The sequence below is a fragment of the Arcanobacterium buesumense genome, assembly GCF_012563545.1.
Taxonomy (GTDB): domain Bacteria; phylum Actinomycetota; class Actinomycetes; order Actinomycetales; family Actinomycetaceae; genus Arcanobacterium; species Arcanobacterium buesumense.
This window is the reverse complement of record NZ_CP050804.1, coordinates 1,444,987-1,456,601: the sequence shown is the minus strand read 5'-3', so window position 1 is coordinate 1,456,601 and position 11,615 is coordinate 1,444,987. Positions and strand designations below refer to the sequence as shown.

At 49.5% G+C, this 11,615-nt stretch carries 8 protein-coding genes; 7 read left to right on the top strand and 1 reads right to left on the bottom strand.

Annotation, left to right across the window (positions count from 1 at the left end; all coding sequences use genetic code 11):
• The first annotated feature begins 71 nt into the window (after nt 1–71).
• The 5 genes from sucC to HC352_RS06655 all read left to right on the top strand — a co-directional run bounded on the left by sucC (nt 72) and on the right by HC352_RS06655 (nt 5,038).
• On the top strand, nt 72–1,244 hold the full coding sequence (gene sucC / locus HC352_RS06675) for an ADP-forming succinate--CoA ligase subunit beta (protein WP_168918155.1): 1,173 nt from the start codon (nt 72–74) through the stop codon (nt 1,242–1,244).
• A 9-nt stretch (nt 1,245–1,253) separates the two neighbouring features.
• A complete protein-coding gene (gene sucD / locus HC352_RS06670; RefSeq protein ID WP_168918154.1) occupies nt 1,254–2,174 on the top strand; it encodes a succinate--CoA ligase subunit alpha in 921 nt (306 codons plus the stop codon).
• Between the two features lie 90 nt (nt 2,175–2,264).
• Nucleotides 2,265–3,530 carry an MFS transporter gene (locus tag HC352_RS06665; RefSeq protein WP_168918153.1) on the top strand — a complete coding sequence of 422 codons (1,266 nt, stop codon included), beginning with the start codon at nt 2,265–2,267 and terminating at the stop codon, nt 3,528–3,530.
• Between the two features lie 58 nt (nt 3,531–3,588).
• Nucleotides 3,589–4,773 (top strand): cell division protein PerM, encoded by a 1,185-nt coding sequence (locus HC352_RS06660; protein ID WP_168918152.1) that lies wholly within the window; start codon nt 3,589–3,591, stop codon nt 4,771–4,773.
• A complete protein-coding gene (locus HC352_RS06655) occupies nt 4,766–5,038 on the top strand; it encodes a DUF3017 domain-containing protein (RefSeq protein WP_168918151.1) in 273 nt (90 codons plus the stop codon). Before HC352_RS06660 ends, HC352_RS06655 begins: the two co-directional genes overlap by 8 nt.
• Nucleotides 5,039–5,136: 98 nt before the next feature.
• Here HC352_RS06655 and HC352_RS06650 read toward each other — a convergent pair whose 3' ends face one another.
• On the bottom strand, nt 5,137–7,428 hold the full coding sequence (locus HC352_RS06650; RefSeq protein WP_168918150.1) for a 6-phosphofructokinase: 2,292 nt from the start codon (nt 7,426–7,428) through the stop codon (nt 5,137–5,139).
• Between the two features lie 143 nt (nt 7,429–7,571).
• Here HC352_RS06650 and HC352_RS06645 point away from each other — a divergent pair, with 143 nt between their 5' ends.
• Both HC352_RS06645 and pgi read left to right on the top strand, forming a co-directional pair.
• A complete protein-coding gene (locus HC352_RS06645; protein ID WP_168918149.1) occupies nt 7,572–9,812 on the top strand; it encodes an alpha-amylase family glycosyl hydrolase in 2,241 nt (746 codons plus the stop codon).
• A 117-nt stretch (nt 9,813–9,929) separates the two neighbouring features.
• Nucleotides 9,930–11,588, top strand: a complete 1,659-nt coding sequence (gene pgi / locus HC352_RS06640) for a glucose-6-phosphate isomerase (RefSeq protein ID WP_168918148.1) — start codon at nt 9,930–9,932, stop codon at nt 11,586–11,588.
• The last annotated feature ends 27 nt before the right edge of the window (nt 11,589–11,615 follow it).

Genomic DNA, 11,615 nt, shown 5'->3' with positions numbered 1-11,615 from the left:
CGGTAGGCTGATAATGAGTCTCGATGTAGAGACAACGGCGTAAGAACACGACCACAACGGAAGGATACTCCGTGGACCTATATGAATATCAAGCACGCGAACTCTTTGCTAAACATGACGTACCAGTATTGCCTGGAATCGTGGTAACAACGCCTGACCAGGCGGCACAGGCCGCCGAACAGCTGTTAGCGCAAACAGACCTCGTCGTCGTCAAAGCTCAAGTTAAAACCGGTGGACGCGGTAAAGCAGGTGGTGTCAAACTTGCCCGCACCCCACAAGAAGCACGAGAAAAAGCTGCTGATATTTTAGGGATGGACATTAAAGGGCACACCGTCTACCAAGTTCTTATCGCCGCCGGTTCGGATATTGCTGAAGAATACTACTTTTCGATTTTACTCGACCGCTCCCAACGCCAATATCTTGCCATGTGCTCAAAGGAAGGCGGAATGGACATCGAACAGCTTGCGGTAGAGCGACCAGAAGCACTTGCCAAAGTACCAGTTGATCCCAATATTGGGATGACGGAAGAAAAAGCCCGGGAAATTGTTTCTGCTGCAGGATTTGCCACAGAAGAACACAAGGCCCTGATCCCTGTCCTGCTCAAACTCTGGGACACCTACACTTCTGAGGACGCCACCCTCGTAGAAGTGAACCCACTAGTGAAGACGCCAGCCGGCGAAATCATTGCTCTTGACGGTAAGGTTTCGCTTGATGACAATGCGCGTATTCGTCATCCAGAACATGCCTCTTATATTGATAAACGTACCGAAAACCCACTCGAAGCTAAAGCAAAGGCCTTCGGATTAAACTACGTCAAACTTGACGATGGACAGGTTGGTATTATCGGCAACGGTGCTGGTCTAGTAATGTCCACTCTTGATGTGGTGGCTTACGCCGGTGAAAAATACGGAGTTGGGCCAGCAAACTTCCTCGATATCGGTGGCGGAGCCAATGCAGAAGTTATGGCACACGGACTCGACGTCGTCCTCAACGATCCCGATGTTCGGTCTGTTTTCGTCAACGTTTTTGGCGGAATTACTGCTTGTGACGAAGTTGCTAAAGGTATCGTCAGTGCACTCGAAACACTCGGGGAAAACGCCAATAAGCCAATCGTAGTTCGCCTCGATGGGAATAAAGTAGCGGAAGGACGTCAGATTCTATCCGAAGCACACCATCGGCTTGTCACGCTCGAAGACACAATGGACGGAGCTGCAGCAAAAGCTGCTCAGCTCGCTGGAAAGTGAGAAATAATCATGGCTATCTTCCTCAATAAAGACTCCAAAGTTATCGTCCAAGGTATGACCGGGGCCGAAGGGCAAAAACACACCCGCCGGATGCTTGGTGCCGGCACCGCAATCGTTGCGGGCACGAATCCGCGCAAAGCCGGAACCAGCGTGGACTTTGATGTTGAACCAATTGGTATCGACGCTGATCAACGGCAAGCTGGAACTGTGTCGGTTCCAGTGTACGGAACAGTGCAGGAAGCGAAAGAAGCTACTGGGGCAAACACCTCAGTGATTTTCGTGCCACCTGCCTTTACTAAAGCAGCAGTTATCGAAGCAGTTGATGCGGGCTTAGACCTCGTCGTCGTCATTACCGAAGGAGTGCCAGTTAAAGACAGCGCAGAATTCGTGCGCTATGCACTTGACAAAGGTGTTCAACTCATTGGCCCGAACTGTCCTGGAATTATTACCCCTGGCCAATCAAACGTCGGCATTACGCCACCAGATATTACCGGGCCAGGAAAAATCGGCCTTGTGTCAAAGTCTGGAACGCTGACCTACCAAATGATGTTCGAACTGGCAGATATTGGCTTCACTACCTGTATTGGTATCGGTGGCGATCCAGTTATTGGTACCACCCATATTGATGTGCTCAAGGCCTTCGAAGCAGATCCGGAAACAGAACTGATTGTTATGATCGGTGAAATCGGTGGTGACGCCGAAGAACGCGCTGCGACATATATTAAAGAACATGTCACCAAGCCAGTCGTTGGGTATGTGGCGGGATTTACTGCTCCGGAAGGAAAAACGATGGGACACGCAGGAGCCATTGTTTCTGGTTCCGCAGGTACTGCTATGGCAAAGAAAGAAGCACTTGAAGCAGTAGGTGTCAAGGTTGGCAAAACACCAACTGAAGCCGCGCAGATTGCCCGTGCTATTCTGAACAGCTAGTTGTAATCTTGTTATCATCCAGGCGAAGGACTAACCTGTTATGTCCTTCACCTGGATGTGATTTTTTAGTGACGGTGTGAAAGGATCGCTGTGGCACATTTACGAAAGATCTTTGCTGACACTGCGCCTTTAGAACACCCACATTTTCGGCGGCTGTGGCTAGCTAACATTATTACTGTTATCGGCGCGCAACTCACCGTCGTGGCAGTGCCTGCCCAGGTGTATGACATGACGGGATCTTCCGGGATGGTTGGGCTGACCGGAATGTTTGGTCTGGTACCACTTGTGATTTTCGGATTATGGGGTGGGAGTTTAGCAGACCACATGGATCGGCGTAAATTACTTGAATTTACCACCGCAGGTCTTATCCTCACATCGTTATTATTTTGGCTCCAAGCGGTATTAGCACTAAATAATGTGTGGCTTTTGCTCGGCATTTTTTCCGTTCAGCAAGCTTGCTTTGGGGTTAATCAACCAACCCGTACCGCGATATTGCCGAAAATCGTTCCGGCACAACAAATCCCGGCTGCTTCTGCCCTGAATATGACGGTATTTGCTGGTGGCGCAATTATCGGCCCGCTTGTGGGCGGAGCTCTGATCCCAGTACTTGGCTACAGCTATTTGTATGCTGTTGACACCTTGACGTTGTTCGCCACCTATTATGCAGTTTATTGGTTGCCGGCCTTACCAGTTGCTACGCCTCAGGGATCTCCCGGAATGCGCTCAGTGATTGATGGACTGAAGTATCTATCGGGGCATCATATTTTATTAGGCAGTTTTGTTGTTGATTTAATTGCGATGATTTTTGGGATGCCGCGAGCTCTTTATCCAGAGATTGCGCATGTGAACTTTGGGGGACCAGTACAAGGCGGGTTTGAGTTTGCGTTGCTTTATGCTGCGATGCCTGCAGGGGCGATGATTGGCGGGCTGTTAGGCGGTTGGATTAGTCGAATACGAGCATACGGGCAGGCCGTGCTGTGGTCGATTATCGTCTGGGGAGTTGCGATGAGCTTATTGGGACTAGCAACTAGCTACGCTGTATATGCCCCAAGGTTGATGTTGGGACTAGCCTGTGGCGCCTTGATGATTGGTGGCATTGCGGATATGGCATCTTCGGCATTTCGGCAAGGTATTTTGCTCATGTCAGCTGATGATCATGTTCGGGGTCGGCTGCAAGGAGTTTTCGTTATCGTTGTTGCTGGTGGTCCACGTATTGCTGATACCTTTCACGGGCTGGCCGCAGAATCGTTAGGAGCGGCTACCACAATCTGGGCAGGTGGCCTGAGTGTTATTATCGGAACCATTATTTTTGCGTTGGTTCTGCCTGCTTTTCGGAACTATCGAGCGAAATCGTAAGCAACACACCATGTCAATACCGTGCGTTTACTTGTAAAACACGTAACGATGGGAAGCAATGAATACTCATATTGATCTTTCTCGCTATTGGTACATCTTCCGGGGTGGAATTGCTGCACCATTTTTTTCGTGGTTCGGCATTTTCCTTGTTGTTATGGTGTTCTATACTTTTAATGCCTCAGCCCAGATGATGGGGGATATTGTTTGGCAACATGCGGCCTTTTTTGCCACTGGTTGGTGGACAACGATTTTTGGCGGTGCCGTATCCATTGGTGATGCTTCGCTGACGCTCATGCCATTGACGCTTACTGGTATCGTCATGTATGCCTCATATCAAAGTTGGCGCGGACGCAATATCGAAACCTGGCAGGATGTTGTAGCAGCTACCTTGAGTTGGCCAGCTATTTTGGCTGGAATTTCATTGGCTGGCCGGGCGCCTGGTGACTGGTGGTTTGGGCTTGTTGGCTCTGCTATTCTTGCGGGAATATGTGCGATCTGGAGTGGCCGAGAAAATCTGTTGTATTGTCTGCCGTGGTGGTCACTCGTCGCTCAAGCATGGCAATACTTGCGTTGGCTTGGTTTGGCGTTACTTATTATTCCTAGCGTCATGACGTTAGTTTTTATTATTGCCCGTTTTAGTGCTATCAGTGAGATTCATGGGTTTTATTTGACGGGTTTTATGGGGAGCATCGGATTGATTCTCCTGCAACTTTTGTATCTGCCAGTTTATGTTATCTGGATGTTTTCCTGGCTGATTGGGGCTGGATTCTCGGTTGGTTCGGGGACAAATTTTTCGATTTTTGCGGTCAGCGCTGGTCCGCTTCCGGCGATTCCGCTCTTTGGCGCATTGCCAGCTCCAGGCCAGAATATGATATGGCTTTTTGTTCTAGTGATCCTATTAGCCTGCGGTTATGGGGTGCTGGTTGCTCGCAAGTTTGTTTCGACGACGGCGTTGCGCGCTCAGCTTATTGATGTTGCGTTAGCAGTGGGGCTAGGGGCAGTGGCCGTGTCAGTGGTGTCCTTTATGACGTCTGGGGCAATTGGGCCAGGCAGAATGGCAGTTACTGGGCCAGAACCAGCACTGAGTGCTGGACTGAGTATTATTGTGATTGGTTTGCCTTTTATGCTTGGTTGTCTTTTATCGCATCCAACATCGCGAACCTATATAACAAGTCACTTACCTCGAAAAAACTCTGTTGTGTCGGAGTCTTCCGCAGATGTAGAAAGTAGCGATAATGACTGAGCATCGTGTACCTTCTGTATTTTTCTTCATACTACTTGTGGCATGGCTCGTGTGTGTGATCATCTTGTCGTTTATTTGGGGCGTTCAGCCGGCGATGTACACATTTGCTGCTAGCCTTGGCGGATTAGCGCTGGCCCGATTAGTTTTGCCGGTCGGGATGGTGCCACAAGTGCGCTCGCGTTGGTTTGATGTTGTCACTCTTATTGTGTTGGCACTTGTCTTAGCTTATTTTGCTAATTGGGGAGATACTCCAGCAGTCGTGTGACGCATGAGTTGAGGTGGCATTGGAGTAATCTCCGAACATGTAATGATATGTACAATCGGTGCTCTTCGGAGCACCGATTGTACATATCTTCAGCGTTGCTATTGGATAATAGCAAGATCTTCTAGTGGTCCAGTGTAGGTAGGATCAGAAACTACGTACACGACATGCTTAAGCGGTAGCCACCAAGGATCGAATTGGGTGCGTGCTTCCATGTCCATCAAGTCGCCAATATGAGACAGCGGCATAGCTTGAATAACTCCACCAACCATGCCGATATGGAAGGAACGTGCATTCTTGGATTGGAAGCGCAATTCTTCGTCAAGAACATTAATTGCCGAATTAACGATGCGAGCAGCCATAGTTCGATCAAATGGTGACGGATTTCCGCCCTGCTGTGCGTGACCAATCACTGAGGTGCGTACATCAAATAAGTCATGTCCTTCTTCTTCGAAAATGCGGCTCAAGAAATCGGTTGTGTAGTAGTCAGAGGCATCCTCATTGCGTACCACCAAATACAGGTGACGTCCGTGTTCGAATGCGTGAACCATACGTTGGGTATCTTGAGCAAGCTGTGGCAAAGTGATGCCAGTTTCTGCCAAATATACTTGTTCCGCACCAGAAGAAATAGCTGAGAATAACGCCAGATAGCCGGTATTACGGCCCATTGTTTCGGCAACGAAACAACGTTGTGAAGCCGATGCAGAAGTACGGATTTTATCGAGAATCTCTACGTTGGTGTTTAATGCGGTGTCGGCACCAATGGAATGCTCCGAACCAGGAAGATTATTATCAATCGAAGCTGGTACGCACACAATTGGAATATTGAAACCAGGATAGCGATCTTTTTCTTGACCCATATCGAAGGCCATCTTGTAGCCTTTGAACCCGCCAATAACGATGAGAGCGTCTAATTCGGCGTTTTCAATTGCACGGGATAGTGCATAGTATTGGTCGATACTTGGGATTGTACGCCGAGTACCTAGTTCAGCACCACCATCTTCTGCCCAGCCTTCGACGTCACCCCATTCAAGTATGCGGGTATGTCCTTCTAGCAAGCCAGGGAATCCCCCTTCAATACCGATCATGGTGTAGCCACGATCGATGCCAAGCTTAACCGCAGCGCGCGCAGCTGGATTCATACCTGGAGCCAGACCACCGGCATGAATAATACCAACCCGTGGTGAATCCTTGGCAGCATGCTCGGTTTTAGCCATGGGGGAGGACATTGCTTCGAAAATATCGATCATTTCACGGAAACCAGATCCGCGTGATTCGATGGCTGCCTCCCAGTTTCCTTCTTTTAGATATGCCTTAACTTTGCGGGTATTGGCTACGGCTTCCATCATCGGCATGCGCACGATACGGTTGCGTTTCGTGCCGATGATTGTTGGCTCAGTGTCCGGGCCGGCCTTTACCATGTCAAGAGCTGCAGTGTACCCAAGTAAAGTGGGCATCCATCGATCGTAGGCAGTGGGTTGTCCACCGCGTTGGACGTGGCCAAGAGAAGTGATACGTGCATCTTCGCCGAGGCGGTCTTTGATAACGCTAGCAACTTGGGAGGCAGTGATCGGGTTGCCGGACCGATCAAGAGCTCCTTCAGCCAGAATAATAAGCGAATCTCGTCTGCCACGTTCCCGGCCAATACGAAGTTTAGTTGTCATTTCTTCTTCCCAACCGTCTTCAGGGGGAAGCTCTGGAATGAATACGTAATCACAGCCTCCTGCGATAGCAGACATTAAAGCCAAATAACCGCAGGCGCGCCCCATAACTTCAATAATGAAGGTCCGCTGGTGGGAAGCTGCGGTAGCCGCGATTGCGTCAATGGCTTCAATAATGCGGTGCAGCGCAGAGTCGGTGCCGATGGTCATATCCGTGCCGACTAGATCATTATCAATGGAGCCGACAACTCCAGCGATCCGTAACCGCTTGTGTTCTTCGCCAGCTTCTGGGCTTACTTCGCCTTCGGCAACGAGTTCGCTGAGGAGTTCTGGCCAGAACTCGCGTAGTTCATCTGCTCCAGAAAGTGTGCCATCACCGCCGATGACGACGAGGCGATCGATTCCGCGCAAGACAAGATTTCGGACGACTTTCTTTAGTCCAGAGCGCTCGCGGAATTCATCAGAGCGGGCAGTTCCGATGGCTGTTCCGCCTTTGGAAAGGATACCTGACACTGATGTCCAGGATAGTTCTTGGATAAAGTCACCGCCTTCGATGGCGCCTTTCCATCCTTCGTGTAACGCGAAAGGAGTAGCTCCGGCGTGCAAGGCGGTACGCACAACGGCACGAACAACGGCGTTCATGCCTTGAGCATCGCCACCGGAGGTGAGGATACCAATTCTCGGTCCTGTAGCGCATCGGTCAGCGGTGACGTGTTCAGACAGTTCCGGCATATTTTTCTCCTTAGTGCAGGAAGATAATGTTGTCTGTATCCCATCTTGCCACATTTGCGTCACAAATCTTTTGGACTTAGGGCGGTGTTCGGAATTCTGTGGGAGGAGCGTTTTACAATAGAAGCAGAGGGTTGGAGGTATGCGTGGTTCGTCGTCGGAGATTAGCGATTGCTGTCAGTGCCAGTATTGCGTTAGTTGGCGTGGGTATTTCGGGTTGTTCGAATGGGCAACCAGAAGGTTATACCCACTATGATGCCGGCTCGCACATCATTACTATTGCTGGAAAAGACTATCGGTTGGAATTGCCTGGGCGCGCCGATCTTAAAATTGACGGAACTTCCGTTATCCCGTCTGATTTAGGTGTTGATGCGGCGATTCGTGGTTCAGATGCCTCTCGGGAGGGGATATTCCGTTCCGATAATGGTGATGAGCAGTTCTATTTTCTGCTCACCGATCGGTTTGCTAATGGTGATACCAGCAATGACACTGGCGGTTTAGGAAAAGATCCACACACGTCAGGATTTGATCCAACCCGTGAAGGATTCTTCCTTGGCGGTGATCTACAAGGAATCATTAAGCATCTTGATTACATTCAAGGCCTTGGTACTACGGCGTTATGGATATCGCCACCTATGAAGAATAAAGCCGTACAGGGCAAAGGCGAGGATGAATCTGCTGGCTATCACGGATACTGGGTGACGGATTTTACCCAGATAGATCCGCATATCGGTTCAATGGATGATTTCACGGAGCTTGTCACTCAGGCCCATAAACGTGGCATGAAAGTGTATATGGATGTCATCACGAACCATACGGCAGACGTTATTTCCTATAAAGAAGAGTCGCCTACATACGTTCCGACGACGATTAAGCCCTACATTGACACAACGGGTTCGCCGGTCAATATTTTTGATGTTGCCGGAAGTGAAGACTTCCCGGAAATTGATCCGTCGTCGTTCCCCTACACGCCAGTAGCTGGCTCGGAAAAGAAAGTACCCGGGTGGCTCAATAACGTCAATCTTTATCACAATCGTGGCGATTCTACGTTTAGTGGTGAATCGGTGACGATGGGTGACTTCTATGGGCTCGACGATTTGATGACGGAGAATCCAGTGGTTGTGCGGGGAATGGAAGATATTTACCGTGACTGGCTCGCAACTGGTATCGATGGTTTCCGGATAGATACTGTCAAACACGTCAATATGGAGTTCTGGCAGCACTGGACACAAGCAATTAAACGTAAAGCCAATAAAGACTTCTTTATGTTCGGCGAAGTTTACGATACTGATGTTCCAACGCTTTCTCGTTATGTACGCGAAACAGATATGGATGCAGTGTTAGATTTCGCGTTCCAGCATGCGATTGTCAATTTTGTTAACGGTGGAAATGCCCAAGAACTATCAGATCTTTTCGCACAAGATTCGCGCTACGCAACTGAACGGGCTACTGCTCTTGATCTCCCTACGTTTTTAGGTAATCACGATATGGGTCGAGTGGGATCGAAGCTTCAAGGAGACAAAGTCGCCTCGTCGGTTTTTGCGCACGCACTCATGTTCACCATGCGTGGCCAACCTGTGGTCTACTACGGTGATGAGCAGGGTTTCGCCGGCACTGACGGGGATAAAGACGCCCGGCAACCGCTATTTGCTACTCAAGTACCTTCCTACCAGAGCCAGTCCTTGCTGGACGGGAGTGAATTTGGCAAAAAGTCTCATATGGATACCGATCATCCGCTTTATCAGGCAATTTCGAAGCTTGCAAAGTATCGGAAAGATCATCCGGGACTATCTAACGGAGCACAAATTGAACTGCTCAGTGAAGGTAATACATACGCCTTTTCCCGCGTTGACCCTGATGAAGACGTTGAGTACGTCGTCGTCACCAATTCTGCCGATCATAACGTGACGGCGAAAGTTCCTGTTCTAACAACGACTGCTGACTGGTCCTTAGTTATGGAGGTATCTGACGGAACAGTGTCGGTGCCGGCCAATACTCCTACTCCGCCAGCGAGCAGTGAAGGTGGAATAACCGAACTGAGCGTCGACGTCCCGGCGCAAGGAATCAAGGTGTTTAAAGCAGGTAAGAAACTCGAACGCGGTAGCGGTATTACCAAACTCACGGGAGAAAAAACATCTGATTCGTTTATCGAACTGCATGCTAATACTCAAGATAGGCGCTACGCTAACACGGCATTCTTCTATCGGATTATTGGCTCTGGTGAGTGGTTCCCATTGGGGTCGGTAGGTGGCCCAGAACCAAAGATTTACCACGATATTAGTAAATTTAACGAAGGGACCCTACTAGAATATCGGGCAATTACCGATGGCGGGCGTGGCCAATCATTTACCTATCTGGTAGGTGGCCCAGAACCGCACAATGAGTAAAGATGGTGAGAAATCGAATACTCGGCGTAGTGTAAAGAAAAGCTAAACTAAGAAAGTGTTACCGGTTGCTAATATCATGAGCTCCGGAACCTGATGTATATCTAATGGAGGAAACTCATGCCAACCCCAATTGACGCAACCCAAACTGCCGCGTGGGGAAAACTCGCGCAGATTAACCACAATCTTAATGTCGATTTTCGTTCCTGGTTTGAGCAAGACGCCGAGCGTACTGAAAAATTCAGTTTCAGTGCAGGAGATTTATTCGTTGATTTATCTAAGTCAGTATTGACTGATGATATGAAAGCTGCCCTGGAAGAATTGGCTAACGAAGTTAATTTGGCCGAACGTCGGGATGCGATGTTTAGCGGTGAGCGGATCAACATTACCGAAAATCGCTCAGTTCTCCACTCTGCACTACGTCGTCCGAAGACGGATTCATTAACCGTTGAAGGTCAAGACGTTATTAGCGACGTCCACAGCGTTCTTGAGCGTGTCTATGATTTCGCTCTTAAGGTTCGTTCTGGCCAGTGGAAGGGAATCACCGGAAAGGCTATTAAGACCGTCGTCAACATCGGTATTGGTGGATCCGATCTCGGCCCGGTGATGGCATATGAAGCCCTCAAGCCGTTTAAGGCGGAGCATATCGAGTGCCGTTTTATCTCCAACATCGATCCAACCGATGCTGGTGAAAAGCTTTCTGGACTTGACCCAGAAACAACACTTTTTATTGTTGCCTCCAAGACCTTCACAACGTTAGAGACGCTGACTAATGCACGTATTGCCCGTGCCTGGTTGCTACGCTCCCTTGAAGAACAAGGTGCGCCAACTGATGGGGCAGTAGCAAAGCACTTCGTTGCCGTATCCACTGCACTCGATAAGGTTGCTGAATTTGGTATCGATCCAGAAAATGCTTTTGGCTTCTGGAACTGGGTAGGCGGACGCTACTCTGTGGATTCTGCTGTTGGAACATCTCTCGTGATTGCGATTGGTCCAGATAACTTTGCGGAGTTCCTAGCTGGATTCAACAAGATGGACGAACATTTCCAGAACACACCATTTTCGCGTAACGTCCCAGTCCTCATGGGAATGCTCAATGTTTTCTACGTCAACTTTATGGATGCCGCCACCCACGCAGTTCTGCCATATTCGCAGTTCTTGCATCGCTTCCCAGCCTACTTGCAGCAGCTTACTATGGAGTCAAACGGCAAGCGCGTTCGGTGGGACGGCACTCCAGTCACCTCTAAGACCGGTGAAGTATTCTGGGGTGAACCAGGAACGAATGGTCAGCACGCCTTCTATCAGTTGATTCACCAAGGAACACAGCTCATTCCAGCTGATTTCATTGCCTTTGCTAACCCAACATATGCGTTCAAGGATGGCGATGCTGATCAGCACGAATTATTCCTCGGCAACTTCTTCGGACAAACAAAGGCACTAGCCTTTGGCAAGACTGCTGATGAAGTCCGCGCTGAAGGCACGCCAGAAGAAATTGTGTCTGCACGTGTGTTTGAAGGAAACAAGCCGACTGCCTCGATTATGGCTCCAGAGCTGACTCCGTCTGTCCTTGGACAGCTCATTGCCCTATACGAGCACATCACCTTTGTTCAAGGAATCGTCTGGGGAATTGACTCCTTCGACCAGTGGGGCGTTGAGCTTGGTAAGCAGATGGCGAAGGCACTCACGAACGCAGTTAGTGGAGACAAGGCAGCGCTTGCGGCTGAAGATCAATCCACTCGCGCGCTTATCGAATACTATCGCGCACACCGCACTAAGTGACCGCAGATTGAGGCAGGCCAGATATTA

What these genes read in the sequence shown, in the direction of transcription:
- sucD (WP_168918154.1), top strand. Translation starts at nt 1,254, where the DNA reads ATGGCTATCTTCCTCAATAAAGACTCCAAAGTTATCGTCCAAGGTATG.
- HC352_RS06660 (WP_168918152.1), top strand. Translation starts at nt 3,589, where the DNA reads ATGAATACTCATATTGATCTTTCTCGCTATTGGTACATCTTCCGGGGT.
- HC352_RS06655 (WP_168918151.1), top strand. Translation starts at nt 4,766, where the DNA reads ATGACTGAGCATCGTGTACCTTCTGTATTTTTCTTCATACTACTTGTG.
- HC352_RS06650 (WP_168918150.1), bottom strand. Translation starts at nt 7,428, where the DNA reads ATGCCGGAACTGTCTGAACACGTCACCGCTGACCGATGCGCTACAGGA.
- pgi (WP_168918148.1), top strand. Translation starts at nt 9,930, where the DNA reads ATGCCAACCCCAATTGACGCAACCCAAACTGCCGCGTGGGGAAAACTC.